Origin of the sequence: Streptomyces sp. NPDC093261, assembly GCF_044753645.1 — a bacterium.
In the GTDB taxonomy this organism is placed as follows: Bacteria; Actinomycetota; Actinomycetes; order Streptomycetales; family Streptomycetaceae; genus Streptomyces.
The window spans coordinates 172,512-199,323 of record NZ_JBIVNO010000012.1 but is presented as its reverse complement, the minus strand read 5'-3'; the positions used below and the strand labels follow the sequence as shown (position 1 = coordinate 199,323).

Genomic DNA, 26,812 nt, shown 5'->3' with positions numbered 1-26,812 from the left:
ATCCGAGGGAAGGAAGGACATGACGACGTACGTGATTACCGTGCCCGGCACCTTCACCGATCCGATCGAAGCAGGTCAGAGGTCTGAACTGGTCCGAGCGCTGCGTCCGGCTGACCCCCACCGTACCCAGAGGGGAGACGAGGAGGATCTGGACGTCCTCACCGTCAACGAGGACGGCACCTTCGCCATCCGCCTCACCGTAGAGGCGAACAGCGGACCCCACGCCGAACAGGACGCCCGGCACCTTGCGAGCACCGCTCTGCGTGCCGTCGGGCTGGACGCGACCAGCGCGCCCCTGGGGCCGGCGGTGATCACCGGCATCGATTCCGAGATCTGAGGTCCGGACCGGTCACCGGGTGATCGGGGCCCGAGGGAGTCACGCGGCCACAACAGGGCCGCCGGCCTCGTAGAAGCGGTAGGAAGGGCGGGAGCGGTAGGAAGGGCGGGGAGCGGTAGGGGGCGGACGGCATCCCGCGCCGGTATCCCGCGCCGGGAGGTCATGCGTGCGGGGCGCCGGATCCGCTCGGCTCAGCCTTCGTGGTCGCGTTCCAGTCGACCAGTTGCACGATGACGCCGTTGGGATCGCGGACCTGGAAGGCGCGCTCGCCCCACTCCTCTTCGGTCAACGGCATGGTGATCGTGACGCCTTCGGCGCGCAGGCGTGCCAGCTCGCCTTCGAGGTCGTCGACGACGAAGGCGAGGATCAGACCCGCGGCGTGGTCCTCGCGCTGGTCCGCCGGGAGGGTCGCCAGCCCTCGCCGCAGAAAGATGACGTTCATACCGACGTCGTCGCGCGTCAGGGACGCGAACCCGTCGGCGCACATCTCCTCCCGGAAGCCGAAGTGCTGGACCAAGAAGGCGGCGGAGCCGGGGACGTCGTCGACGTTGAGCGACACGGCGCTGGAAGCGATCCTCACGGGACTCCTTCAAGGTGATTCATCTCAGAAGAGCGGCACGACGCGGTTCCCGGCGCGTCCGCGTCTCTCTGTACGCCGTACACAATACAACGTACAGAGATTTGGTACGAGAGAATTGCCCCGTGCCGACGGAACGAACCAGCGCGGGCGACCCCGCCCGTACCCTGCAGCTGCTGTGGCGCCAGTCCAGCGCCGACCGCCGCCGAGGCCCACGACGCGGGCTGAGCGTGGACGCGGTGGTCGAGGCGGCCACCGCTATCGCCGACGCAGAAGGCCTGGACTCGGTGACCATGCGCCGAGTGGCCCAGGAACTCGGCGTGGTGCCGATGACGCTGTACACCTACGTCCCCGGCAAGGCCGAACTGCTCGACCTCATGCTCGACGCCGCCTATGCCCGCATGCCCCGTACGGACACCACCGGACAGGCGTGGCACCAACGTGTCACCGCCGTCGCCGAGGAGAACAAGGCCCTCTTCGAACGGCACCCCTGGGCCGCGACCGTCTCCACCGCCAGGCCTCCGCTCGGACCGGGCCTGATGGCCAAGTACGAGCACGAGTTGTCCGCGCTCGATGGCCTGGGGCTCAGTGACGTCGAGATGGATGACTGCCTGACCTATCTCCTCACCTTCGTACAGGCATGCGCCCGCGCAGCCGCCGACGCCCGCGCCGCCCAGCACGACAGTGCCATGAACGACCAACAGTGGTGGGAGGCGAACGCCCCGCTATTGGCGCAGGTCCTCGACGCGAACGCCTACCCCACAGCCGTGCGCGTCGGAGCGGCGGCAGGCGCCGCACACGGCAGTGCCTACGACCCCGAGCACGCCTACGCCTTCGGCCTGCAACGCGTCCTCGACGCCCTCACCGCGCTCATCGACCAGCGCCGAGGTGCGGAGGGAGCCGTTCCATCACGCAGGGGGCAGGGCACCGGTGCCCCATAGGCCAGAACCTTATTTGGCCCCGCCCCCCGCCCCGCTCCCCCTGCCCCGCGCGACCCCTGCCCCACGCGCCTCCTGCGTCACGCCATGCACCTCCATGGCCGGAGCCATGGAGGCCCGCCGCTCGACGCTTGGGTTCGCTCACCTTCGCTGCCCGTGTGTGAGATGTGAAGTGTGGGGCAGGCGTACCGTCCGACCCGGTTCTACGAGACGGCGACCGGGGCCATTGCCTTCCCGGCCGTTCGAGCGACTCGCTCCACTGAGCGAGCTGGGCTACGCGAGGAGGAGATCATGAAGAAGCTGACATGGCGTATCGCTACCACTGGCATCGCCTGCCTAGCCGTCGGAGGCACTCTCTTGGCCACCGGCGGATCCGCGACGGCAGCCACTCCTCAGACGGTCGGGCACACCTCCGCCCTGACCACCACCACAGCCCACACCAGCCACCACTCCGCCGAGCACTGCGCCGGCCACCGGCCCGTCGATCCCTGGATCGCGGATCAACTGGCGCTCTTCGGGCCCACGGCTGCGAAGCGGCCGACGGCACCCGATCCCTGGATCGCGGACCAGCTGGCGCTGTTCGCACCCACAGGGCCGTAGGCGCGCCAACGGTTTGGCGGCGCAGTCGGCGCGTAACCGGCGCCAGTGGCGCCACAGTCGCCACCCGCACCACCCGCACCACCCGCACCACCCGCACCACCCGCGATGCGGATGACGGACCGCACATAGCGCACGCTCTCCATTGCCGCGCGCTCACCTCGCCATACGTCCGCCCATCTACGCCGTTTTGCCTCTCATTCGCTCCATAGGTGCGTTTGGGGCGATTGGCCGCCCAACGGCCTGTTGACGCCGCGACGATCGTCAGCGAAGGGGCTCCACTTCCGGGAACCCCACGCGACGAAAGGACACCCATGCGAGGCAAGCAGGCGATCGGCGCGGGCGTACTGGTCCTGGCCCTGGCATCCGGAGCCGGATGGGCCGCCCAGGCCACCACCAGCGAGACCGCCACCGGCCAGGCTGCGGCAAGCAAGGCACAGCCGGCACGGGCCGCTGCCGTGGACGGCTACCAGATCGTCAGACTCCCCGTCGCCAATGTGCCCAACTTCCAGCGCCGCACGGTCTTCTGCCCGCCGGGCAAGAAGGCCATCGGCGGTGGCGCCGAGGCCCAGGGCAACGACGCGATCCTGGTCGGCAGCTTCCCGACCGACAGTGGAAGCGGCTGGATCGGCCTGGGCCGGCAGAACAACTACTCCAGCGTCGGCATCACCGTGTACGCAATCTGCGCCCAGGCCTGAACCGACTCGACACCACGCCTCAACCGACCCGACACCACGCGTGGTTCCCCGCTGACAGGCAGCGGGGAACCACCGCATCGCGGCCCGCAGACAGCCCGATACGAGGCCGATCCCGACCCGGCAGGCCCGCTGTCACCTCGACCATCCCAAGGCCGGGCCGACCGCGGTGGACCGTGACGTCCTGACCGACGTCGATTCCGACCTCAGGAGTGACTGCCTGGGATGCCACGGCTCTCAGCGCGGGTGAGGGCATCTTGGTCCCCGCGCTGGTCCGCTCCCCCATGCTCCTGCGCATCTGCCTCGTCGTAGCGACCGCCACTCCGGCGGGGATGCCCGCCGTAGACAGCGCCGCCGCGTGGCTCGGTCTCCGGCTGCCGGCCGGAGTCACCAGCGCCCTGATCTTCGTCATCGCGGTCAGCTCTCTCCTCGGTCACCTCAGGCAGCACTCCGCCCATCTGACCGGCTGGGCCTTCGGTGGCGTGGGCGCCGGCATCGCTGTGTCCGGACCGGGGGTCCCCCCTGCCCCACCACGGCTACCACCAGGCCCTGGTCCTGGCCGCCGCGGGCGCCGCCGCCGTGCTCGGCGTCGATTTCCCCCACGCGATGCCGGTCGTACACCAGACGCCTCCGGCACGCCCTGCCTCTTCGGCTGCCCGCCGAGCAGGGCCAGGCAGTCGGCCCACAGGAGGCCGAGCCGGTCCGTGTCGTTGTACAGCTTGGCGAACAGCACCTGGCCCTCCAGCTGCGCGACCACCGACCGCGCGGCTTCGGGGTGTCGGTGACGGCGACCTCCACGCTCCTGGGCCTCAAGGATGACCGAGTTGCGATTCAGTTGAATGTTGCACCACTCGGGAGAGTGGTTTAGCCTTCAACCATGCGCCGCAAGCGCACACCGCATCCTCTTGAGTTCTGGGATGTACAGCTCAAACGAAAGCTACCCAAGCACCATGGGCTTTTTCCGTCGCAACACCGACACCACTGCTGAATTGGAGACCACCCCCGTGACTTCCCCCGTCAAGCTCGCGGTCATCTACTACTCCTCGACCGGTTTCAGCGCCGAGATCGCCAAGGAGATCAGCGCGGCGGCAGAGAAGGCCGGCGCGGAGGTGCGGCTGCTGAAGGCGGCGGAGCTGGCCCCCGAGGCGGCCATCGCCTCCAACGAGGCGTGGGCCGCGCACGCCGCCGCCAGCGCCGGCATCCCGGTGGCCACCCCCGCCGACGTCGAGTGGGCCGACGCCGTGATCTTCGGTTCCCCGACCCGCTTCGGCAACATCGCCTCGCAGCTCAAGCAGTTCATCGACACCCTCGGCGGCCTGTGGGCCCAGGGCAAGCTCGCCAACAAGGTCTACAGCGGCTTCGCCACCACCGCCACCGCCCACGGCGGCCAGGAGTCCACGCTGCTCGCGCTGTACAACTCCATCCACCACTTCGGCGGCATCATCGTCTCGCCCGGTTACACCGACCCGGTGAAGTTCGTCGACGGCAACCCCTACGGCACCTCCCACGTGGACGCCCAGGGCAACAACCCGATCGGTGACGACACCCGCAACGCCGCCCGCCACCAGGCCGAGCGCGTCATCCAGATCGCCGCAGCCCTCAAGGCCGGTCTCTCCGCCTGATCCGCCCTCCGCACCGAATCCGCGCCGACAGGAACACCTTCCTGTCGGCGCGTGGACAGCACCGCGACCCGGGCGACACCGGACAGCACCAGGACGACCACGACGACCCACGGAATGCGCACCAGCGCGAGCACGGTCGGCACGGCCGCGAAGAGGATCCCTCCAACGGTCGGCGCCAGACTGCTCGATCAGCGTCGGCGGACCCGTGGCAGCACTACGGCGCCCAGCACGGCTCCCGCCCCGATCGCCCCGAGAACCGTAGGCGTTCATGCCCCCCTGGGCGGCCGTCGCGGACGCCTCCCGGCGCCGGGCCGGCCTGCCCACATAGAGTCGCCGGCAGCAGCCCGCACGTTTTGCTCGGAGCGGTGATCCATCCGCCGAGTCCGTACGTACTTCCTGGCGTAGCAAGCCGCTCACGCCTGGAGGCAGCATGCCCATCTCCCGGAACATGGCAGGAACCGTCTTCGTGGCGGGTGCGCTGGGTCTGACCCTCACCGCCCTCGCCTACCCCGCCATGCTCGGCGTCCAGACGACGTCCGGTTCCCCGGACCGCGTCATCGCCAACACCCGTTACGGCCCGCTGACCGAAGCGGACCGGGACTTCGTGGTCAAGGTGCGCTCCGCCGGGCTGTGGGAGTACCCGCTGGGTGAGATCGCGTTGAAGAAGGGATCCACGCCGGAGATGAGGGAGGCCGGCAAGCATCTGATCGTCGGCCACGCGGGACTCGACGAGATGTGCCGCAAGATCGCCCCGGACCTGGGCATCACCCTGCCGAACCAGGCGACCCCGCAGCAGCAGCAGTTCGTGGCGACCTCGGCGGCGGCGAACGGCAAGGAGTTCGACAACACGGCCGCGAACATCATGCGGGTCACCCACGGCCAGATCTTCCCGGTCATCGCGAAGATCCGCGCCACCACCAAGAACACCATGGTCCGCCAGCTCGCGGACCTGGCGAACGACACGGTCCTCGACCACATCACGGTGCTGGAGAAGACCGGCACGGTCAACTTCGACCAGGTCCTCTTCCAGCAGAGCACCCCGCCGAAGCTGCCCAAGGACCAGCTCACCCCGCCCGCGCCTCAGCCGGGCGCACCGATGGTCGTCCTCACGCCCCGCCCGGACCTGAACGTGAACACCGCCTCCCCGGCGCCCAGTCCGGCGGTCGGCTGATCGGCGCAGGGAGCTGTCCCTCTCTCCAGGCAGCGTCGCGCCGGCCGTTGAGCGGACCGCCCCAGGCCCTTGCCCTGCTCGCCGTCGGTTCCGGTCGAGTGTCGCAGCGTTTCGAAGGCGGTGGGGCAAGGGGCGGACCGGCAGGAAGTCGCTGATGCGGAGGGCACATTCCCGCGGGCTGCAGATGCGCGGGCGTCAATCCACTGGCTCAGACACCTGTCCATGATCGGTGTGGCAGGAACGGTCGTAGGATCCAACTCGTTGGACCGGCATGGGCCTGAAGATGCGAGCAGGACACAACGGGACGGGACCTGGCGCGATCACCCCCGACGGCTGCGCGGTCGAGCTGTATGCGCGGCTTCCGGTCGGGCCCGAGCCGGATGTCATCGTCTCGGCGGTGCCGCCAGGTGCGCACATTCTGGAGCTGGGCTGCGGTGTGGGCCGGGTTACCCACCCACTCCTGGAGCGGGGTTTCACGGTCACCGCGGTGGACGAGTCGCCGGAGATGCTGGAGCGTGTCCGCGGGGCGCGCACGGTGCGCAGTCCGATCGAGGACCTCGATCTGGGTGAGACGTTCGACGTGGTGATGCTGGCGTCGTTCCTCGTGCACGCCGGTGACATCGCGGTGCGGCGAGCACTCCTGCGGGCCTGTCGGCGGCATGTCGCTCCAGGCGGCTGTGTACTGATTCAGCGCGAGGGCGAGGACAGGCATACGAACCTGCCTCGCGAACGCGTCGACCCCAGCGGCCTCACCGTGCGGATTGTGTCCTCGGAGCCGGTCGGTGACGGAGTGCGCTCCGTGCGTGCGGAGTATGAGTTCCCGGACGCCACATGGACACAGACGTTCCTCTCCCGGCCACTGACCAAGGAAGAGTTCGAGGAAGCGCTGGCAGGGGTGGGCCTGATGGTGGACAAGTACCTGACGGACGACCGGACATGGGTGCGCGCGGTTCCCGCGCCCTGAGGCGGCCCGGGCAAGAGCGGACGATCCGGTCGCGGCTGCGGGCCGTGCCCTGGCCTGATCACAGGCACTCGGAACAGGATCCCCGATGGTCAGGAGACCGTGGCCTCCGGTGCGTTCCCGCGAGCAGGCAAAGCCTGAAACCGGCCTCGCCAAGCCACCGGAACCAATCAAGGCGCCGCACGGGACGGGGCTGGACGGCCACCGGGGTGGCGGTGCCGCCAGACATAGAAGACGGTGCAGGAGAGAACCGCCCAGCCGGCCAGCACCAGAAAAGGGAAGGCGTGCTGGTGGCCGGCGAAGTAGACGGCGTTGTGCTGGGCGTTCACCGAGGCCCCGGGCGGCAGCCAACGGCCGATGGCACCGAGGGGAGACGGCAGCAGCGGCCAGGAGACGGCACCTCCCGAGGAGGGGTTGCCGAGCACGACCATCAGCCCCCACGTCGGCAGCATGGCCCAACGCCCGCACAGCGTGTTGAACATCGTGAAGACCGTGCCGGACACGAACATCGTCAGCGCCAGGATCGACCAGGACTCGAGGAAAGGCAGCTTCAGGGCGCCCAACAGCCAGTCCACCACCGCGGCGATCGCGAATCCGCCGAGCAGGGCGTAGGCAAGGATGAAGGCGATGCGCTCCGGTGGATTGAGCGCACCCGCGTGGACATTCAACTGGATGGCGCCCACAAAACCGATGATCACGGCCGCGATGGAAATGTAGAAGATCGCCAGTCCCCGTGGATCGCCTCGCTGCAGCGGTTTGACGTCGCGAACCGTGACCCGCACTCCGGTGGCCTTGCCGACGTGCACCGCCGTTTCCGCCAGCACCTGAGCGACGGATGCTCCGGACGCGCTGGACACATCCAGAGTGAGGGCGTTGCCAGCGGAAGGGACGTCGACCACGGCGAACACCCTCTGGTCGTCCATGGCCTCCCTCGCCGCTCCATAGCTGTCATAGGGGTGCAGTTTCAGGGACGTGGCCAGCATTTTCTCCATACCGGCGAGGAAACGTCGGCCCTGGCCCTGGTCCCACGCGCCGACGGCCGCGGTGGGAATGCTGTGCGGGGTCGGGTTGGCCATCGCATAGGTGTAGGAACCGGCGAACAGCCCGGCCACGGCCGCGACGATCAGCACCAGCACGGTCGCGGGCAAGAAGGGGGATTCCCGAAAAGCGGCCCAGCGGGCCGCTCGGGTGGGCGGCCAGCCATGCACACCATGCGGAAATTCGGACATGGCGCATAGACTAGGTCATTCACCACAACTCCCCTCTCATTCTCGTGGGTACGGGACTGCCCGAACGAGGCCCGAATGGTCTGCACTGCCGGCCGGCGCCGACGGCGACGCCACCTCCCGTAGACCCTGCCGGACCCGCCGCCCGCGGCGGCGCCACAACTCGATGACTCATGGCGACCGCCGCATGGCCGTCGACGCCCCCAGGGCGTCGCCTTGCTCGGCGTGACCTCCGCGGCGGTCGTGGGCATCGATGTCGGTACCCCGCCCGCATTCCTGCCGGCCATGCGCAGATCCGACCTCGTGAGCCGCCTTGTGGTCATGGAGTCGCTCTTGGGCCGCCTGCCCGGTGCCGAGGAGTTCCTCTCCGACGGTCCTCCGTGGTGGTTCGGCTTTCAGGGCGAACCCCCGACTTGGCGGAATTCGTGCTCGGGGGTCATGAGGAGACATACGTCAGATGGTTTCTCGACCGCGGCACACGCGGACGTGGGGTGCGGCAGGACGTATACGACTCCATCGTCGCAGCCTACGAAGGAGTCGACGCGCTGCGGGGTGCGTTCGGCCCCTACCGGGCGCTGCCGTCCACCGCCCGCCAGACCCGGTCCGCCGTGGACTCGGCCAGGCCGAACGTGCCCACGCTCACCATCGGAGCCAACCCGGTGGGACGCGCACTGGAACGTCAACCGCGCCCGTACGCCGAGCATCTGACCGGCCATCTCATTGAGGACTGCGGGCACATCATCCCGCCGGACCGTCCCGACGCCCTGCTGGCCCTCCTGCGACCGTTCCTCGCCACCGAAGGCTGTGAGTGACTCGCACTGTTTTTGTTTCCTACCTGAAGGCTGGTGGGATGCGCTCCGCTCGGCTCTGTCCGGGTTACCGCAACTCCACTCGACTGTCACCGAGTTCCCGCGTATCCCCCGGGTCTGTTGAAAGCCGAAGCCTCGCAAGCGCTTGCTGACGCCATCATGTGAACCCTGCGTGGGGAGACGCAGGAGACCTTGGGGGGTTGTGTATGGAGGCTTTGCGCGCGCTGGGAGTGGGGGATCCCGACCGGGTCGGGCCCTACCGGCTGGTGGGCCGGCTGGGGGCCGGCGGCATGGGGCGGGTCTATCTGGCCCGGTCCAAGGGCGGCCGGGCGGTCGCCGTGAAGGTCGTACGGCCCGAGCTCGCCGAGGACCGCGAGTTCCGGCAGCGGTTCGCGCGCGAGGTCGCCGCCGCCCGCCGGGTGAACGGGGTGTTCACGGCGGGCGTGGTGGACGCCGATCCGGAGGCGGACCCGCCATGGCTGGCCACCGCGTATGTGCCGGGCATCTCGCTGGACACCGCCGTCGCCCGGCACGGGGCCTGGGAGGCCGGTCCGGTGACGACCTTGGCTGCGGGGCTCGCGGAGGCACTGGAGGCGATCCACGCGGCGGGGCTCGTGCACCGTGATCTGAAGCCGTCGAACGTGCTGCTCGCCGCCGACGGCCCCCGTGTCATCGACTTCGGCATCTCGACGGCGACCGAGGCGAGCGCGATCACCCGTACCGGAGTGGTGATCGGGACACCCGGGTTCATGTCGCCGGAGCAGCTCACCGGCGAACCCGTCGGGCCGGCGAGCGATGTGTTCGCGCTGGGCGCGGTCCTCGCGTTCACCGCGTCGGGCTCCGGGCCCTTCGGCACCGGGTCGGCCCAGGGACTGATGTACCGCATCGTCCACGGCGATCCCGACCTGGACGCGGTCCCCGAGACGATACGCGGGCTGGTCGCGCGCTGCCTGGCCAAGCGCCCCGAGGCCCGGCCGCCCGTCGGCGCGCTCCTCGCGGAACTCACGGACGCGGCCGGCGCGGCCCGAACGACGCTCTTGTTCACCAACGCGTCCTGGCTTCCTCCGACGGTGGCCTCGACGGTCCGGGAGGCACGGGACGGGGCGGGAGGGGAAGCGGCGACGCTGCCGAAGTCACCCCCGGTCCGGGGCATGGCGACCGCACCCGAAACGCCGGGGGCCGGGGCCGACGGGCCTCTACCGTCGCCGGGGGCCGGGGACGACGGACATCCGCCTGCCGGTACGCCGTCATCTCCGGGATCCGGCGCCTGCTCCGTTCCGGCCCACCAGGCGCCCACCATGCGCGGGCCGGTTCCGCCGACCCCGCCACCGGCCTATACGCCCACCGCGTTGGTGCCGGACATGGCGGCGAGCGGCGCGGGAGCCGACGCCCCTCCGCCCGGAACTCCACTCCCCGGCATGCTGCCCACGCCGGTGCCAGGGAGGCCCGGACCGTTCGAGGGCTCCTCCCGGAGACGTCGGGTGGCGGTGATCGGCTCCGTTCTCGCCGCTGTGCTGGCGATCGGACTCGTGGCGTGGCAGGCGGATGCCCTGTTCGGCAGTGGCGGGTCCGGCTCGGATTCGGGGAACTCGTCCTCGGGTTCGTCGCCGTATGTCTCGCCGTACCAGGACACCCCGACTCCGTTGGACAGTCCGTCCTCCCCCGCCGGCACGTCGCCCGACGACACCCCGTCCCCGCCCACCACCAGTCCACCCGACGACACGCCGTCCTCACCCGCCGCGAACGTGGTCGGCCTGTCGGGGCAGTGGAGCGGCAGCTACGTGTGCAACCAGGGCATCACCGGCCTGGTGCTCACCATCGAGCAGCACGACGACGGAACCGCGGAGGCCGTGTTCGCGTTCTATCCGGCTCCTTCCAACCCCCAGGTGCCGCGTGGCTCGTTCGCGATGGCGGGTACCGTTCAGAACGGTGTACTGACGCTGCGGGCGACGCACTGGATCAACCAGCCGCCGGGCTATCTGACGGTGGACCTCCAGGGCTCCTACGACACGTCCACACCGAACCACCTCGACGGCCGGATCTACGGTCCGAACTGCACCACGTTCTCGGCGGACCGTTCCTGAGCGACCGCCCCGACGAAGGCCGACACGGGCTGATCCGGGTCGCCGCCGGTTGCAGGCGGCGACCCGGCCTCCTTCTTCACCGGCTCCTGGCTGGATCGCAGGTCAACTCAGGTCACAGTAGCGGCTGTTGTGGACGGAGCCAGAGGACGTCGTGTTCAGCCGTCGATACGGTGCTGGGTCCGGAACGAGGTCAGGTCCGTGGTCGTGGCCGTCTGGGCGGCTGACTTGAACTCGGCCCGTGGGCGGCGCGGCTGCCGCCGGGGGCACCAGAAGCAGGATGGCGGCCGTCGCGGCGACGGCGAGTGCGCTCGCCGCGAGGGCCCGGCAGCCGCCGGGAAACAGGATCGTCTCCGCGAGGGCGTACGCGATCGGGCGGGTTGTGCAGTGCTCGATGGCTCGATGACGTGCCATGGCGGAGAGTGGTGCGTTCGTCTGTTGATCGGTGCGTCTGTCTGCTGACCGGTGCGTCCGCTTGTGGAGCCGTGCGTCTGTGTTCTGTGCGTCAGGCCGACTTCCGGGTCCGTTGGGTCGTTGCCTCGGAGGTGCGCGCCACGGCGAAGGGAAACAGTCCGCAGGCGGTCATCAGCAGCCACCCGGGGTGGGACGCCCGGCGAGTCCTGCGGGGTCGACGCCCGCGGCCAGGCCCCCCGCGATGGCGATACCGACCGCCGAGCCGACCTGGCGTGCCGTTGAGGTGATGGCCCCGCCCACACCGGCCCGGGAGGCGGCAGCCGCTGACGGCGGTGTTGGTGATCGGCGCGTTGGCGAAGCCGAAGCCGATACCGAGGAGCAGATAGGCCACCAGGAGCAGCGGAACGCTGGTGTGCCGCCCGGGACTCGCCATGCAGAGACCGCCGACGGCGGTGAACCCGCCCGCGAGAACCAGCGGGCGTCGTGGTCCGAGGCGCCCCACCAGATTTCCGGACCACGGCGCACACACGGTGGCCCCAGCGCCATGGGCAGGGTCGCCATGCCCGCCGCGAGCGGCGTCGGGCGTGCTGGAGATGGAGGGTTGTGAGCAGAAGACTCGCATTCAGCGCGACGAACACCGCCACGGCGCCCAGCACCGCCGCGGCGAAGCGCGGTCGCCGGAATATGATGCCCGCTACCAGCACACCTGCTCCGGACCGATCGCGCGCGCCGAACGAGGGCCGCACAGCCGGTGCCCCGCGTCAGTGCCGGCCGGCGTTCCACATGCTGCACCTCCCCGAGCCTACGGCCTCCTCACCACGGAGATTCCGTCGCCGGTGGGGCGTCGGGCCCGGCAGCAGGCTCCGCCTCCAGGTGAGCCGGCCCTGCTGCCGGTGCGTGTGCCGGATCAGCTGTGGAAGACGGTCAGCCCGTAGAAGGCGACCCGGGCTCCCTTGGTGGTGCTGTCCGACGAGGACTGGTTGTAGGAGCCGGCCTTGAAGTACTGCTTGTACGGCTTGAAGGACGAGGGGATGGAGTAGTGGGTGGTGCTGCCGTTGATGGTCAGGTCGATGGTGTTGCCTCCGGAGACCCCGATGGTGTAACTCCAGGTCTTCCCGATCGACACATGCCCCACCGTGTGCAGGGTCTGACCGCCGGACGGCGAGTTCTCGGTGCCGAGGAGGATGTCGCCGTTGGCGTGGTAGTACAGCTCCAGAAGCGGCTTGGTGGACGACCCCCCGGTGCCGAGGTGGATCTGCCCCACGCACACGTTGGACGTCACGGACACCACGCGCAGGGTCGCGCTCAGGCGGTGGGTGCCGCTGAGCGACCAGTTCGCGGCGCTGCCGTCGCGGTTCATCTCCCGCAGTTCCGAGCGGGCGTAGTTGGAGTTGGGCGTGGTGACGCCCTTCTCGGGTGCCCAGAAGGTCATGGCACCGTCGCGGGTGTCGGTGTAGAAGTACGCGTCCTGATAGCCGTTGGCACCCTGGAGCCGGGACGAGGGGATGGTGGTCGGCGATCCCGGGGAGCCGACCGGCTCCTGGAGCTGCCATATCGACAGGTCGAAGTTGCCGCCGGGTGCGACGTTCGGGTTCGCGGCGTTCGCGCTGCCGGTACCGAGCGCTGCGAGTGTGCCGACGAGAGCCGCGACGGTCGCGGTCGCGAGGAGCCTGGAACGCGTCATGTGGGGGCCTCCGTGGGGTGTGGGAGGAGTCGGGGATTACTGCGCGGTGAGCTGGAAGCTCTGCACGCCGGACCCGTCGCAGCGTCGCCGGGTCAGCTGGATGCTGTTGGGTCAGCTGGATGCTGTTGTCGGGGGTGGCCGCGGCGCTGAGGCACTTGCCGCTGTGGCGGGCGACGAAGTGGTAGGGGGAAGTCGCCAGGCCAGGCCCAGCAGCGCGGTCAGCATGATGAACAGCCGTAGCAGCCCACGGGCGTCGGCGAAGCGCCCGGAGATGTGGAAGGGTCGCTCAGCCATGGCGTTTTCCAGCCTTTCGCGCGCGATGACGGTGGAGGTGGCCGTGGCGTTCGAGTTCAATAGGCTGAATGTCAGCCGCATTCTTGGATCGCTGACTGACCTGAGAACTTAAAGGTCTGAACCAGACACGTCAAGAGGCGCAGCACAGGCTCCGGGCCCGCGCGAGGAGGACGATCACCTCCTGGAAGCGGACGCCGGAACGCGGGCTCAGCCCGCCACCCCACCGCCGAGCACCAGCGCACGGAAGGACGCCACCACCGGGCGCAGGTCGATACGGTGCCGGGCGGCGCAGAGCCGTACGCACGCCTGCCAGGGCAGTTCGCGTACGGTGGCGCCCCGCAGACGCACCCCACCACCCGTCGGCAACACCATGCACATCCCGGCCCCCAGCGGGTACTCGGCCGTCTGGTCCAAGCTGGAGACACGGCCCACCAGGAGGGGCAATGGCTGACTTCGGATACTTTCTGTCATGCGAGGAACACAGCCCGGCCGAGCTTGTCGAGCAGGCCCGGATGGCCGAGCAGGCCGGTTTCAGCTCCCTGTGGATCTCGGACCATTACCACCCGTGGAACGACCGCCAGGGCCAGAGCCCGTTCGTCTGGACGGTCATCGGTGCGCTGTCCCAGGCTGTCTCGCTACCGGTCGAGACGGCGGTGACCTGCCCTCTGGTGCGTACGCATCCCGCCGTGGTCGCCCAGGCTGCCGCCACCAGCGCGGCGCTGCTGGGCGGCCGGTTCCGGCTGGGGGTCGGCACCGGCGAGGCACTCAATGAGCACATCCTGGGCGGTGCGTGGCCGGAGGCGTCAGTGCGCCTGGAGATGCTGGAGGAGGCGCTCCAGCTCATCCGGAAGCTGTTCACCGGCGAGCAGGTCAGCCATCACGGCAAGCACTACACGGTGGAGAACGCCCGCCTGTACACCCTGCCCGACGACCCGGTGCCCATCGACGTCTCGGCCTTCGGCCCGCATGCGGCCGCGGTCGCCGCGCGCATCGGCGACGGTCTGATCACGATGATGCCCGACGCCGCGATGGTCGAGCGGTTCCGGCGCGGTGGCGGCGGCACCAAGCCCGTGTACGGCGGACTCAAGGTGTGCTGGGGCGCGGACCGGCAGGAGGCGGTCCGCACCGCGCACCACCTGTGGGCCAATGAGCAGTTGCCCGGAGAACTCCCGCAGATCCTGCCGACCCCACGCCATTTCGAACAGGCGTCGGAGCTGGTCACCGAGGAGCAGGTGGCGGCATCAGTACCCTGCGGCGATGACCCGGACGCGCACGTCGAGGCGCTGGCCGCATTCGTCGACGCGGGATTCGACACCGTCTACGTCAATCAGATCGGCAAGGACCAGCAGGGCTTCTTCGACTTCTACCGCACCAAGGTCCTGCCGCACCTGCGCGACTGACGACGCAAAGCACAAAGCACAAGGCGCAAGGCGCAAGGTGGTGGAGAGGGTGCACATACCCGGAGGGCACGGGGGCCAGGCGCTCATCGTGATCGACATGATCAACACCTACGATCACGAGGACGCCGAGTTGCTCGTGCCCTCCGCCGGCCGGGCGGTGCCTGTAGTGGCGGATCTGATCGGCCGGGCCCGCGAGGCGGGCGTTCCGGTGATCTACGCGAACGACAACTTCGGGCTGTGGCGTTCCCACCACGGAGAACTGCTGGAGACCGCGCTGTCGCGCCCCCACGCCGACCTGATCGAGCCGATCAAGCCCGACGAGGACTCGCTCTTCGTGGTGAAGGCACGCCATTCGATCTTCTACGAGACACCGATGTCCTATCTGCTGTGGCAGCTGGAGGTCGGCAAGGTGGTGCTCTGCGGCCAGGTCACCGAACAGTGCGTCCTCTACTCGGCCCTGGACGCCCACATCCGGCATCTGGAGGTCACGGTGCCGAGGGACGCCGTCGCCTCCATCCACCCCCACTTGGAGGCCGCCGCTCTGGAAATGATGGAGCGCAACATGGGAGCCCGCATCGTCATGGCGAAGCAGGTGGACTTCACCCGTTCGGCCGGCTGATCCACCCCTTCGGCCGACTGATCCACCCCTTCGGCCGCCTGATCCGCCACTTCGGCCGCCTGATCCGCCACTTCGGCCGCCTGATCCGCCCCTTCGGCCGGCTGATCCACCCCTTCGGAACCGGCTGATTCACCCCTTCGGCCGCCTGACGCAGCCGATCCGGGACCAATGCCTCGGCGATGAAGGGGTACCCGGTCGCCCTCACCGGACAGAGGTTCGCACCAGCCCGGAGGCCGACCATGAGCACAACCGTCCACGGAGAGCCCCTCGACGCCCTGGTCAGGGCCCTGCGCGCCGAGAGCGATGCCGAGGTCCGCTTCGACCCCGGCAGCAGGGGCGCCTACTCCACGGATGGATCCAACTACCGGCAGGTCCCCTTCGGCGTGGTCGTACCCCGCAGCGTCGAGGCCGGTGCCCGCGCGGTGGAGGTGTGCGCCCGTTTCGACGTGCCCGTGCTGTCGCGAGGAGGCGGCACGAGCCTCGCCGGTCAGACGACGAACGCGGCCGTGGTGATCGACTGGACCAAGTACTGCCACGCCCTGGTCGCCGTCGATCCCGAGGCTCGTACCTGTGTGGTGGAGCCGGGCATCGTTCTGGACGAACTCAACCGGCGGCTCGCGGACCACCGTCTTCAGTTCGGTCCGAAACCGTCCACCCACAGCCACTGTGCGCTGGGCGGCATGATCGGCAACAACTCGTGCGGGGCGTCCGCGCAGGCGTACGGCAAGACCGTGGACAACGTGCGGCGGCTGGAGGTGCTCACCTACGACGGTCTGCGCATGTGGGTGGGGCCCACCTCCCGGGCGGAGCGGGCCCGCATCGCCGCCGAGGGCGGGCGACGGGCCGAGATCTACGACGGTCTGGACCGCATAGCCTCCGCCTACCTGGGGGACATCCGGCAGGGCTTCCCCAAGATCCCGCGCCGGGTGTCCGGCTACAACCTCGACTCGCTGCTGCCGGAGAACGGCTTCGATGTCGCCAGAGCCCTGGTCGGCAGTGAGGGCACCCTCGTCACCGTTCTGCGAGCCGAACTCGATCTCGTCCCCGTGCCGCGCTACCAGTCGCTGCTGGTCCTGGGATACGAGGACATCTGCCGTGCCGCGGACGACGTCCCCCGCGTACTGGAGCACTGCTCCCCCAGCCAGCTGGAGGCCCTGGACGGGCGGATGGCGCAGCTGATGCGCGAGGAGCACGCCTACCTCGACTCACTCCACAGCCTGCCCGAGGGCGACAGCTGGCTGCTCGTGCAGTTCTCCGGTGACAGCCAGGAGGACGTCGACGAGCGGGCGCACGCACTGCTCAAGGCGATCGGCCGGGCCGAGCGGGAGGCCTCGGTCGCCTTCTCCGACGACCCCGAGCGCGAGCAGAAGATGCTCCGTGCCCGGGAGGCGGGCCTGGGCGTGACCGCGCGCCCGCCTGACGGCCGGGAGACCTGGGAAGGATGGGAGGACTCCGCCGTCCCGCCCGCGCGACTCGGCGACTATCTCCGCGACCTCAAGCGGCTGTTCGAGGAGTTCGACTACGACCACCCATCCCTCTACGGCCACTTCGGGCAGGGGTGCGTGCACACCCGGATCCCGTTCGGGCTGACCACGGCGCAGGGTGTCGCGGACTTCCGCCGCTTCCTGGAACGTGCCGCCGACCTCGTCACCTCCTACGGCGGCTCGCTGTCCGGTGAGCATGGGGACGGCCAGGCCCGGGGCGAGTTGCTGACCCGGATGTTCGGTGAGCGGCTGGTGGCCGCCTTCGGTGAGCTGAAGTCCCTGTTCGATCCGGCCAATCGCATGAACCCGGGCAAGTCCGTGAACCCCAATCCGGTCGATGGGCAACTGCGTCTGGGGCCCGCCTGGCGGCCCACGACCTCCGACACCCACTTCGGCTATCCGGAGGACGACCACTCCTTCACCCGGGCGGTGCTGCGCTGTGTGGGCATCGGCAACTGCCGCACCCACCAGGGCGGGGTGATGTGCCCCTCGTACCGGGCCACGAAGGAGGAGGAGCACTCCACCCGCGGTCGCGCCCGGCTGCTGTTCGAGATGCTCGACGGACACCCCGACTCGGCGGTCACCGACGGCTGGCGGTCGAAGGAGGTCAACGACGCCCTCGATCTCTGCCTGGCCTGCAAGGGCTGCAAGTCGGACTGTCCGACGGGCGTGGACATGGCCACGTACAAGGCGGAGTTCCTGGCCCACCACTACGCCGGGCGGCTGCGCCCCGCCGCGCACTACTCGATGGGCTGGCTGCCTCTGTGGGCCAACCTCGCGAGCCACGCACCGGCCTTGGTGAACGGCGCGCTGCACGCTCCGGTCCTCGGCCGGGCCGGGCAACGGCTCGCCGGGGTGGACACCGCCCGTCAGCCGCCGGTGTTCGCCGGGAAGTCCTTCGTACGGTGGTGGCGCGACCGCGCCGCCAAGCAGCCGGACCCGTCGGATCCGGCGGCCGTGGTGGTGTGGCCGGACACCTTCAGCAACTCCTTCCATCCGTCGGTGGCGATCTCCGCCGTACGGGTCCTCGAGGACGCCGGCTTCCGCGTCGCCGTACCGACCACGCCCGTGTGCTGCGGCCTGACCTGGATCTCCACAGGGCAACTGACCGTGGCCAAAAGGGTCTTGCGGCGCACTGTCGATGTGCTGCGCCCCTACCTGGAGGCCGGCACGCCCATCATCGGCCTGGAACCGTCCTGCACGGCCGTCTTCCGCTCCGACGCACCCGAGCTGCTTCCGGACGACACGGACGTACGACGGCTGTCCGGGCAGGTGCGCACCTTCGCGGAGCAGCTCGTCCACCATGCCCCCGACGACTGGCGGCCGCCGCAACTGGCGCGGCAGGCGACCGTGCAGACCCACTGCCACCAGCACGCGGTCCTCAAGTCCGAGGCCGACCGCGAACTCATGCGCCGCGCACACCTGGACGCCGACGTCCTCGACGAGGGCTGTTGCGGACTGGCCGGGAACTTCGGCTTCGAACGCGGCCACCACGAGGTCTCGTTGACGGTCGGAGAGCTCGGCGTCCTGCCGTCCGTCCGCGGTGCCGCCCCCGGCACCCTGGTGCTGGCCGACGGATTCAGCTGCCGTACCCAGATCGAACAGGGCGGCACCGGCCGGCGCGCCCTGCACCTGGCCGAGGCTCTCGCCCTCGGCCTGAACGGCCCCCTGCCGAGCGACCGGCCCGAACGTCTGGCCCGGCGGCCGGAAACCCCCTCTCGTACGGCCCGCTGGGCCACCACCGCTCTCGCGGCAACGGCGGTGGCAGCGGTGGGCCGGAGCGCCCTGCGGCATTCACGCCACCCGTAGTCGCACGCCACGTGCGGAAAGGATCAGAACATGTCGACGAAGGTATCCGACTACATTCTCCAGCGACTGCGCGAGTGGGATGTGGAGTACGTCTTCGCCTATCCCGGAGACGGCATCAACGGTCTCCTCGCGGCGTGGGGACGGGCGGAGAACAAGCCCCGTTTCATCCAGTCGCGCCACGAGGAGATGTCCGCATTCGAAGCCGTCGGCTACGCCAAGTTCTCCGGCCGCGTGGGCGTCTGCGCGGCGACCTCCGGGCCCGGCGCCATCCACCTCCTCAACGGCTTGTACGACGCCAAGCTCGACCATGTTCCCGTGGTCGCGATCGTGGGGCAGACCAACCGCAGCGCCATGGGCGGCTCGTACCAGCAGGAAGTCGATCTCGTCAGCCTGTACAAGGACGTCGCCTCGGACTTCTGCGAGCTGGTCACCGTCCCCGAGCAGCTGCCCAACGTACTCGACCGTGCCCTGCGCACCGCTGTCGCGCGACGCTCGGTGACGGCCATGATCGTCCCGGCCGACGTACAGGAACTCGACTACTCACCGCCCAAGCACGCCTTCAAGATGGTGCCCTCCAGCCTCGGCCTGCCCCACTACGCACCGGTCCCGGACGACGACGACCTGCAACGGGCCGCCGACGTGCTCAACTCCGGGGCGAAGACCGCCATACTGATCGGGCAGGGCGCGCGGGCAGCCCGGTCGGAGGTGACGGCGGTCGCCGAGCGCCTCGGCGCCGGGGTCGCGAAGGCGCTCCTGGGCAAGGACGCCCTGGACGACGACCTGCCCTATGTGACCGGCGCGATCGGCCTGTTGGGCACCCGGCCGTCGTACGAGATGATGCGCGACTGCGACACACTCCTCGTCATCGGCTCGTCCTTCCCCTACACGCAGTTCCTGCCGGAGTTCGGCAAGGCGCGGGCCGTGCAGATCGACATCGACCCGCACATGGTCGGCCTGCGCTATCCCTTCGAGGTCAACCTCGTCGGCGACGCCGCCCGGACACTGCGCCGGCTGCTGCCCCTGCTGGAGCAGGTCGAGAACCCCTCCTGGCGCAAGCAGATCGAGGACAACGTCGCCCACTGGTGGAAGGTCATGGAGCGGCGGGCCGCCGTCGAGGCCGATCCGATCAACCCCGAGTACGTCGCCCACGCGCTGAGCGGTGTACTTCCGGAGAACGTGATCCTGAGCGCGGACTCCGGGTCGGCCGCCAACTGGTACGCCCGTCATCTGAAGCTGCGCGGCGCCATGCGCGGCTCGCTGTCGGGCACGCTCGCCACCATGGGGCCCGGCGTCCCGTACGCCATCGGCGCCAAGTTCGCACACGGCGACCGGCCGGCCATCGCCCTGGTGGGTGACGGCGCGATGCAGATGAACGGTATGGCCGAACTGATCACGATCGCCAAGTACTGGCAGGAGTGGGAGGACCCGCGCCTGATCGTCGCCGTCTTCAACAACCGCGACCTGAACCAGGTCACCTGGGAGATGCGGGCCATGGAAGGAGCCCCGCAGTTCCTGCCCTCGCAGTCGATTCCCGATGTCGCCTACGCCGACTTCGCCCGCTCCCTCGGGCTGACCGGCATGCGCATCGAGAAGCCGGACGATGTGGCGGGCGCCTGGAGGACCGCGCTCGCCGCCGACCGGCCGTGTGTGCTCGACTTCGTCACCGATCCCGCCGTACCGCCCATCCCGCCGCACGCCACCTTCGACCAGATCGAGGCCGCCGCGGCCTCCGTCCTCAAGGGCGACAGCGACCGCGCGGCCATGGTCCGCCAGGGCCTCAAGGCCAAGGTCCAGGAGTTCCTGCCGCACCGCCACCGTGTGGGACAGCGATGACCGAAGAGCAGGTCGTGGAACGGGTGGACAGCGCCGTCTACACCGTTCCCACCGACGCCCCCGAGGCGGACGGAACCCTGGCCTGGGACAGCACCACGCTCGTCCTGGCCACCGTCCGCAGCGGGGACGTCACCGGACTCGGCTACACCTACGCTCCGGCGGCGACCGCGCGTGTCATCGACGACCTGGTCGCCGATGTGGTGACCGGCACCTCCGCCTTCGACATCCCACGCGCGAACGAGGCCATGCAACGCGCCGTACGCAACGCCGGCCTGCCCGGCATCGCGGCCCAGGCGGTCTCCGCCGTCGACATCGCCCTGTGGGACGCCAAGGCACGCCTGCTCGGCCTCCCCCTCGGCCGGCTCCTGGGCGCCGCCCGCGACGACGTGCCGGTCTACGGCAGCGGCGGCTTCACCACCTACGACGACCAGCGGCAGGACCGGCAACTGCGCGGCTGGACCGAGGACGAGGGCATTCCGCGAGTCAAGATCAAGATCGGCGAGTCCTGGGGCCGCTGCGAGGCACGCGACAGACGGCGCGTGGCCCAGGCCCGCAAGAGCATCGGCGAGGCGGCCGAGTTGTATGTGGACGCCAACGGCGGCTACACCGCCAAGCAGGCCCTGCGCATGGCCGACGCACTCCACGACGAGGGCGTCACCTGGTTCGAGGAGCCCGTCTCCTCCGACCGTCTCGGCTCCCTCGCCGCGATCCGCAGCCGTGTCACCGCGGACGTCGCGGCCGGGGAGTACGGCTACACGCTGCCCTACTTCGAGCGCATGCTCGCCGCCGACGCCGTGGACTGTCTCCAGGCCGACGTCACCCGCTGCGGCGGCATCACCGTCTGGCTGCGCGTCGCCGCGCTGGCGCTGAGCCACGGCCTGGAGATCTCGGGACACTGCGCCCCGCACGCGCACGCCCACGCTGCGGCCTCGGTGCCCAACCTGCGGCACCTGGAGTGGTTCCACGACCACGTCCGCATCGAACGCCTCCTCTTCGACGGCGGGCTGGATCCTCATGGGGGTGCCCTGCGCATAGGCCTCGACGGAGGAACCGGGCTGGGGCTGAGCGTCAATGCCGAGCGGGCTCACCCCTTCAGAACCGGCTGACAGCACATCACCTGCGCGTCTGCTCGCCCCGGGTTCGTGAGCGACACCGAGGCGGCGCCTGCGCGAGGGCCGATCGTTCAGGCCTGGCACCCCGGGCACCAGACCGTGCGGCGTCCGGCCACACGAGTCGAGCACAGGGACCGACGGCAGCGGGGACACAGCGGCTCGCTGTCGTCCCTGCGCCCGGTGAGCCAGGAGCGGCGCGGCGGCACGCACCCGGCGCGCACGGACGCTTCGAGGACGCGGCCCATCGTCGTATGGATACGCCGAAGCTCCGTCTCGCTCAGGTTCCGCGCCGGGGTCCGGGGATCAACGCGAGCCCGCCAGAGGATCTCGTCGCACAGGAGATTCCCGAGGCCCGCGATCACGGACTGGTCCATCAGGGCGCTCTTGACGCTGCCGCGTCGCTCCGACAGCAGTTCCCCGAATTCCGGTCCGCTCACGGTCGAAGCGTCGGGGCCCAGGCGGTCTGTGATGCGTGCGATGTCACAGTCACCGGCCAACCGCACGCCCTGCAGCTTGCGTTGATCGCGGTAGCGCAGGCCCCGCGTATGGCCGAGGGTCAGCAGGACGCGGTCATGTGGGGCGATCGGATCGTCCGGGGAACAGCACAGCAGCGACCCTGTCATGCCGAAATGAAAGACGAGCGTGGGGCCGCCGTCCGTCGGCACGAACAACCACTTCCCGTGCCGCCATGCCTTCCCGAGCCGCCTGCCCTTCACTTCCCTCCGCAGCCGATTCACGGTGACACCCCGCAGAACGCCGGCGTCCCGCACCTCGATGTCCGTGATGCACGGGCGCCGGCCGCAGCTCATCAGCACCTCGCGGAATCCTTCGACATCCGGCAGTTCGGGCATGAGTGCTTCCCGGTCTCCCGTCGTGTGACACACGTCCATCGCACCGCGCCACTGCGCTGATCGCATCCGGAACTACGGGTCCGTACCGGACGAGGGTCCGGGTGCGGGACCGTACCGGATGAGGGCCCGGGGCCGGCACCGTACCGGATGAGGGCCCGGGGCCGGCCGTGGGCTCAGGAACACAAGTCGGCGATCGTGCCCTGAGAATGTCGGTGAGGCGGTCCAGGGAGACGAGTTCGACATACGGGCAGCCGAGCGCGAGCTGCGACGACGCACCATGTCCGGCGAGTACCCCGAGCAGGCCCGCGACGCGGTGGCCTTGGCGGCAGGTCTGGCGTTCGACCTGCTGTGCTCCGGTCTCCACGCAACCTCCTCAGCCGTCCAGCCTCCCTCCCCATTTGCCTAAAGCTTTTAGGTAAATGCATAATGGGTGTCGCCGAATGGGAGGAGAGCTATGGTTCGGGCAGGACTGACCACCGAACGTCTGACCCTGGCAGGGGCGGAACTGGCCGACGAGGTCGGTTTCGACCAGGTGACCGTCTCGGCGCTCGCCCGCCGCTTCGACGTCAAGGTCGCGAGTCTGTACTCGCATCTGAAGAACTCCCAGGACCTCAAGACCAGGATCGCCCTGTTCGCCCTGGAGGAACTCGCCGACCGGGTCGCCGACGCCCTGGCAGGACGCGCGGGCAAGGACGCCCTGGCCGCCTTCGCCGACGCCTACCGCGACTACGCCCGGGAGCACCCGGGCCGATACGCCGCCGCCCGGTTCAGACTCGACCCCGAAACGGCGGCCGCCAGCGCCGGCGTCAGGCATGCGCAGATGACGCGGGCGATCCTCCGCGGCTACGACCTGACGGAGCCGGACCAGACGCATGCGGTCCGGATGCTGGGCAGCGTCTTCCACGGCTACGTCAGCCTGGAGATGAGCGGAAGCTTCAGCCACACCGCCGTCGACTCACAGGAATCCTGGTCCTGGATCGTGGATTCCCTCGACGCCTTGCTGCGGAACCGGACCACAGCCTGACGGTCGGCACCGCACTGCCGCAGACGGTCACCCCACACCGCGCACCTCGCACCACTGAGCGCACACACCGGGCATCCCGCACCGCATACCAGGGCACCCGAACCATCCGGACTCCCGATCACCCCTTGAGGCAATGAACACCGAGCACGACTGGATCACCACACCCGTCACCCCGGCCCTCCTGCGCGGTGCCCTCGACGTGGAACGCACGGCGCACGGCCTGCTGCCGCACCGGCTGACCGCGAGGGCTCGGCGACAGATCCCCGACGACCAACTGGCCATGGCCGAGGCCCAGCCCTCCGGCGTGCGGTTGGTCTTCCGCACCCGGGCCACCGCCATCGAACTGGACACGCTGCCCACCAAGCGGGCCTACCGAGGCTTCCCGACCCCGGCGGACGGCATATACGACCTTCTGGTCGACGGCCGTCTCGCCGCCCAGGCAACGGTGCCCGGTGGCAGGATCCGCACGATCGACATGGCCACCCAGTCCGCCGAACTGCGCGAAGGGCCTCCCGGCACCGCCCGGTTCACCGATCTGCCCGCGCGCGACAAGGACGTCGAGATTTGGCTTCCTCACACGGAGATCACCGAGTTGATCGCCCTGCGCAGCGACGCCCCCATCGAGCCGGCGCAGGACAGCGGGCGCAAGGTGTGGCTGCACCACGGCAGTTCCATCAGCCATGGCTCGAACGCCACCCATCCGACGGCGATCTGGCCCGCGCTGGCCGCCGCGCAGGGCGGGGTGGAACTGGTCAATCTAGGCTTCAGCGGCAGTGCGCTCCTCGACCCGTTCACCGCCCGCGCCATGCGGGACACCCCCGCGGATCTGATCAGCGTCAAGCTCGGCATCAACATCGTCAACGGCGATGTGATGCGTCTGCGCGCCTTCACCCCCGCTGTCCACGGCTTCCTCGACACTCTCCGCGAGGGGCATCCGGCCACGCCGCTGCTGGTCGTCTCCGCCATCCTGTGCCCCGTCCAGGAGGACACCCCCGGCCCCCTCGCGCCCGACTTCGACGGCGGGACCGTGCGGTTCAAGGCCATGGGCGATGCGGCCGAACGCGCCGCCGGACGCCTGACCCTCAACGTCATCCGCGACGAACTCGCGCGGCTCGTCGAGCAACGGGCGGCCGACGACCCGCATCTGCACTACCTCGACGGGCGCGACCTCTACGGCGAGGCGGACTACGCCGAACTGCCGCTGCCCGACGCGGTCCATCCCGATGCCGCGGGACACCGCCGCATCGGTGAGAACTTCGCGCGGCTCGTCTTCGGCGCCGGCGGCCCCTTCGCCACCACTACCGGCTGACCGCAAGCGCCTCTCGGCCCGAAGCACCTCCGCCTGAGGGAGGTTGAGACCGCCCACACCCGACGTCGGGCGCGGCGGCCACCCCGGCCGTCCACGCCGCCGGCCGATGCGCTTCCCGGCTCCCTCAGAGCCGGGGAAGCGGCGCCCGGCCAAGTCGGCGGGCGCGCCCGGGGGCAGACCACGAGAGGCCGCCCGCCACTTCCGGGGCCGGTCGATACAAAGCCTTTGCCGATTCACGGGAATCACTCGAACCGGCTCCCACCTGCACGGTGTCCGCTATGCCCGGTTCCCTGGTTCACCAGTCACGTCGAGTTCACCGCACTGTCCTTTCCCAGCGTTCTACGCGCGTGGTGTCATGCACGCGCTCACCAGCCCAAGCCCCGGTGAGCGTCCCCTTGACGAGGAGTCACCCATGCTGTGGAAGGTCCTCGGGCGTGCAGGTGTCGCCCTGGCCGCCAGTGCCGCCGTACTCACCACCGCCGTCCCCGCGAACGCCGCCGAATACTCCGCGTTCGCCTTCTCGCAGACCGGCAGCCAGCCCGCCATCTACGACTTCATCAACTCGGCCGCCACTTCCCTCGACATGACCATGTACGAGCTGGAGGACACCACGGCCGTCAACGACCTCATAGCCCTGAGGAACAAGGGCGTCACCGTGCGGGTCATCCTGGATCGCCAGCACCAGAGCGCCAACAGCTCGGCGTACAACTCCCTGAAGAACGCGGGCGTGGGAGTGACGTGGTCTCCGTCCGCCTTCGTCTACACCCACCAGAAGACCATCACGGTGGACGACACCAAGTCGCTGATCCTGACCGGCAACCTCACCTCCCAGTACTACACGACCAGCCGTGACTACGGCGTGTTCGACGACGACAGCCGGGACGTCGCCTCGATCGAGAAGGTCTTCAACGCCGACTACGCCGGCACCTCCATCACCCCGACCGACGGCGACCATCTGCTCTGGTCCCCCACCGACTCCCGCAACCGCCTGCTGTCCGTGATCAACAGCGCCACCGCGAAGCTCGACGTGGAGGAACTGGAACTCAGCGACAGCACGGTCGTCAACGCCATCGTGGCGCGGGCGAAGGCGGGCGTGGCCGTACGGGTGGTCCTGGAGAGCCCGTCCAGTTACTCGAGCGAGGTGTCCGCGATCAAGGCGGCCGGCGGCACTGTCGTCGGATACTCCGACCCCAACGGCTTCTACATCCATGCCAAAGCGATGGTCGCCGACTACGGCCTGTCCACCCAGCAGGTGGAGGCGGGTTCCATGAACATCAGCAGCAACTCGCTGAGCAACAACCGTGAGTTGGGACTCATCCTCACCGGCACCGGGGTGGCCGAGGCCGTGGCCACCACCATCGAGACCACCTTCAACAGCGACTACGCGGGTGGCACTCGCGCGTGACGTGAAGCCGGCGGTCGTGCCCCGATGCGGCAGCACCCGGCTGCTGCCGCATCGGGGCCGGGCGCCCCGCGGCGTCAGTGCGCCCGCCTGATCGACTCGCGCGCAGCCGGCCGAAGCCGGAAGCCCCCAAGTTCACCGCTCGGTGGGCGTGGACTCCCGTATGGTTTTCGCGGTGACGGCCGGGTCGTACCCCTCCGGGACGCCTTCGACCAGGATGATGTCGCCCCCGATGTGCCGTGAGCGCAGGGGTGCGATCTCCTGGTACGCGGATGACTCCCACCAGGCTCGCGCCTCGGCGATCCCCGGGAAGCCGATCACCACGACATGCCCGGGCCAACTGCCCTCCTTCACCTCGTGCCGCGTGCCATGGACGAGGAAACGGCCGCCGTAGGGCTCGAACGTGACGGTGATGCGCTCGATGTACTCGGCGATCTCCGGGTGCGGCGCGGCCTCCTGAAGGTGCGCTATGGCGTAGGCAGGCATGATGTTCCCTCCGGTCGGTCGGGCTCCGTACGCCGACGATCGTGGCACGCAGCCATGCCTCGGTCGATGACCTGTCA

At 69.5% G+C, this 26,812-nt stretch carries 25 protein-coding genes and 1 pseudogene; 19 read left to right on the top strand and 7 right to left on the bottom strand.

Annotated features, from left to right (window positions below):
- The first annotated feature begins 19 nt into the window (after positions 1-19).
- Entirely contained in the window at positions 20-337 is a 318-nt protein-coding gene (locus ACIP94_RS24880; RefSeq protein ID WP_402429602.1) for a hypothetical protein, read from the top strand.
- A gap of 160 nt (positions 338-497) precedes the next feature.
- On the opposite strand, the gene ACIP94_RS24875 is transcribed toward ACIP94_RS24880, so the two are convergent.
- Complete coding sequence (locus ACIP94_RS24875; RefSeq protein WP_402429599.1) at positions 498-917, bottom strand: VOC family protein; 420 nt, start codon at positions 915-917, stop codon at positions 498-500.
- A 122-nt stretch (positions 918-1,039) separates the two neighbouring features.
- Between ACIP94_RS24875 and ACIP94_RS24870 the strand changes: the two genes are divergently transcribed.
- The 7 genes from ACIP94_RS24870 to ACIP94_RS24840 all read left to right on the top strand — a co-directional run bounded on the left by ACIP94_RS24870 (position 1,040) and on the right by ACIP94_RS24840 (position 6,901).
- Positions 1,040-1,855, top strand: a complete 816-nt coding sequence (locus tag ACIP94_RS24870) for a TetR/AcrR family transcriptional regulator (protein WP_402429596.1) — start codon at positions 1,040-1,042, stop codon at positions 1,853-1,855.
- 288 nt (positions 1,856-2,143) lie between these two features.
- Positions 2,144-2,452 (top strand): hypothetical protein, encoded by a 309-nt coding sequence (locus ACIP94_RS24865; RefSeq protein ID WP_402429594.1) that lies wholly within the window; start codon positions 2,144-2,146, stop codon positions 2,450-2,452.
- A 311-nt stretch (positions 2,453-2,763) separates the two neighbouring features.
- Positions 2,764-3,147: a hypothetical protein gene (locus tag ACIP94_RS24860; RefSeq protein WP_402429591.1), complete on the top strand. Its 384-nt coding sequence runs from the start codon at positions 2,764-2,766 to the stop codon at positions 3,145-3,147.
- Positions 3,148-3,428: 281 nt separating this feature from the next.
- On the top strand, positions 3,429-3,929 hold the full coding sequence (locus ACIP94_RS24855) for a YbfB/YjiJ family MFS transporter (protein WP_402429712.1): 501 nt from the start codon (positions 3,429-3,431) through the stop codon (positions 3,927-3,929).
- A gap of 219 nt (positions 3,930-4,148) precedes the next feature.
- Complete coding sequence (gene wrbA, locus ACIP94_RS24850; protein ID WP_402429709.1) at positions 4,149-4,766, top strand: NAD(P)H:quinone oxidoreductase; 618 nt, start codon at positions 4,149-4,151, stop codon at positions 4,764-4,766.
- Positions 4,767-5,196: 430 nt separating this feature from the next.
- Positions 5,197-5,937 carry a DUF4142 domain-containing protein gene (locus tag ACIP94_RS24845; RefSeq protein WP_402429588.1) on the top strand — a complete coding sequence of 247 codons (741 nt, stop codon included), beginning with the start codon at positions 5,197-5,199 and terminating at the stop codon, positions 5,935-5,937.
- Positions 5,938-6,220: 283 nt separating this feature from the next.
- Complete coding sequence (locus ACIP94_RS24840) at positions 6,221-6,901, top strand: class I SAM-dependent methyltransferase (protein WP_402429585.1); 681 nt, start codon at positions 6,221-6,223, stop codon at positions 6,899-6,901.
- A 167-nt stretch (positions 6,902-7,068) separates the two neighbouring features.
- Here the strand turns inward: ACIP94_RS24840 and ACIP94_RS24835 are convergent, their stop codons facing one another.
- Positions 7,069-8,127 carry an ABC transporter permease gene (locus tag ACIP94_RS24835; RefSeq protein WP_402429582.1) on the bottom strand — a complete coding sequence of 353 codons (1,059 nt, stop codon included), beginning with the start codon at positions 8,125-8,127 and terminating at the stop codon, positions 7,069-7,071.
- A 216-nt stretch (positions 8,128-8,343) separates the two neighbouring features.
- On the opposite strand from ACIP94_RS24835, the pseudogene ACIP94_RS24830 reads away from it, so the two are divergent.
- Both ACIP94_RS24830 and ACIP94_RS24825 read left to right on the top strand, forming a co-directional pair.
- A pseudogene (locus tag ACIP94_RS24830) lies at positions 8,344-8,936 on the top strand (alpha/beta fold hydrolase); the annotation flags it as partial.
- A gap of 203 nt (positions 8,937-9,139) precedes the next feature.
- Positions 9,140-11,017, top strand: a complete 1,878-nt coding sequence (locus ACIP94_RS24825; RefSeq protein WP_402429579.1) for a protein kinase — start codon at positions 9,140-9,142, stop codon at positions 11,015-11,017.
- 502 nt (positions 11,018-11,519) lie between these two features.
- On the opposite strand, the gene ACIP94_RS24820 is transcribed toward ACIP94_RS24825, so the two are convergent.
- The gene (locus ACIP94_RS24820) at positions 11,520-12,050 is read right to left on the bottom strand and encodes an MFS transporter (RefSeq protein ID WP_402429577.1); all 531 of its coding nucleotides are present in this window, start codon (positions 12,048-12,050) and stop codon (positions 11,520-11,522) included.
- 285 nt (positions 12,051-12,335) lie between these two features.
- The gene (locus ACIP94_RS24815) at positions 12,336-13,112 is read right to left on the bottom strand and encodes a polysaccharide lyase family 7 protein (protein ID WP_402429574.1); all 777 of its coding nucleotides are present in this window, start codon (positions 13,110-13,112) and stop codon (positions 12,336-12,338) included.
- Between the two features lie 46 nt (positions 13,113-13,158).
- Here ACIP94_RS24815 and ACIP94_RS24810 point away from each other — a divergent pair, with 46 nt between their 5' ends.
- On the top strand, positions 13,159-13,518 hold the full coding sequence (locus ACIP94_RS24810) for a hypothetical protein (protein ID WP_402429571.1): 360 nt from the start codon (positions 13,159-13,161) through the stop codon (positions 13,516-13,518).
- Between the two features lie 95 nt (positions 13,519-13,613).
- Here ACIP94_RS24810 and ACIP94_RS24805 read toward each other — a convergent pair whose 3' ends face one another.
- Entirely contained in the window at positions 13,614-13,820 is a 207-nt protein-coding gene (locus tag ACIP94_RS24805) for a hypothetical protein (RefSeq protein ID WP_402429568.1), read from the bottom strand.
- 29 nt (positions 13,821-13,849) lie between these two features.
- On the opposite strand from ACIP94_RS24805, the gene ACIP94_RS24800 reads away from it, so the two are divergent.
- The 5 genes from ACIP94_RS24800 (at position 13,850) to ACIP94_RS24780 (ending at position 21,657) form a co-directional block, all read left to right on the top strand.
- A complete protein-coding gene (locus tag ACIP94_RS24800) occupies positions 13,850-14,806 on the top strand; it encodes an LLM class F420-dependent oxidoreductase (protein ID WP_402429565.1) in 957 nt (318 codons plus the stop codon).
- Between the two features lie 49 nt (positions 14,807-14,855).
- Positions 14,856-15,425, top strand: a complete 570-nt coding sequence (locus tag ACIP94_RS24795; protein WP_402429562.1) for a cysteine hydrolase family protein — start codon at positions 14,856-14,858, stop codon at positions 15,423-15,425.
- Between the two features lie 239 nt (positions 15,426-15,664).
- On the top strand, positions 15,665-18,718 hold the full coding sequence (locus ACIP94_RS24790) for an FAD-binding and (Fe-S)-binding domain-containing protein (RefSeq protein ID WP_402429558.1): 3,054 nt from the start codon (positions 15,665-15,667) through the stop codon (positions 18,716-18,718).
- A gap of 30 nt (positions 18,719-18,748) precedes the next feature.
- The gene (locus ACIP94_RS24785; RefSeq protein ID WP_402429555.1) at positions 18,749-20,551 is read left to right on the top strand and encodes a thiamine pyrophosphate-requiring protein; all 1,803 of its coding nucleotides are present in this window, start codon (positions 18,749-18,751) and stop codon (positions 20,549-20,551) included.
- Positions 20,548-21,657, top strand: a complete 1,110-nt coding sequence (locus ACIP94_RS24780; protein ID WP_402429553.1) for an enolase C-terminal domain-like protein — start codon at positions 20,548-20,550, stop codon at positions 21,655-21,657. The genes ACIP94_RS24785 and ACIP94_RS24780 overlap by 4 nt, the downstream gene beginning before the upstream one ends.
- 77 nt (positions 21,658-21,734) lie before the next feature.
- Here ACIP94_RS24780 and ACIP94_RS24775 read toward each other — a convergent pair whose 3' ends face one another.
- Positions 21,735-22,514 carry an Fpg/Nei family DNA glycosylase gene (locus tag ACIP94_RS24775; protein ID WP_402429550.1) on the bottom strand — a complete coding sequence of 260 codons (780 nt, stop codon included), beginning with the start codon at positions 22,512-22,514 and terminating at the stop codon, positions 21,735-21,737.
- Between the two features lie 454 nt (positions 22,515-22,968).
- Here ACIP94_RS24775 and ACIP94_RS24770 point away from each other — a divergent pair, with 454 nt between their 5' ends.
- The 3 genes from ACIP94_RS24770 (at position 22,969) to ACIP94_RS24760 (ending at position 26,252) form a co-directional block, all read left to right on the top strand.
- Positions 22,969-23,538: a TetR/AcrR family transcriptional regulator gene (locus ACIP94_RS24770; protein ID WP_402429547.1), complete on the top strand. Its 570-nt coding sequence runs from the start codon at positions 22,969-22,971 to the stop codon at positions 23,536-23,538.
- 133 nt (positions 23,539-23,671) lie between these two features.
- Positions 23,672-24,847, top strand: coding sequence for a GDSL-type esterase/lipase family protein (locus ACIP94_RS24765; RefSeq protein ID WP_402429543.1), 1,176 nt, complete (start codon positions 23,672-23,674; stop codon positions 24,845-24,847).
- 412 nt (positions 24,848-25,259) lie between these two features.
- Positions 25,260-26,252, top strand: a complete 993-nt coding sequence (locus tag ACIP94_RS24760; RefSeq protein ID WP_402429540.1) for a phospholipase D-like domain-containing protein — start codon at positions 25,260-25,262, stop codon at positions 26,250-26,252.
- A 132-nt stretch (positions 26,253-26,384) separates the two neighbouring features.
- On the opposite strand, the gene ACIP94_RS24755 is transcribed toward ACIP94_RS24760, so the two are convergent.
- Positions 26,385-26,735, bottom strand: a complete 351-nt coding sequence (locus ACIP94_RS24755) for a DUF1330 domain-containing protein (RefSeq protein ID WP_402429537.1) — start codon at positions 26,733-26,735, stop codon at positions 26,385-26,387.
- Positions 26,736-26,812 lie beyond the last annotated feature (77 nt).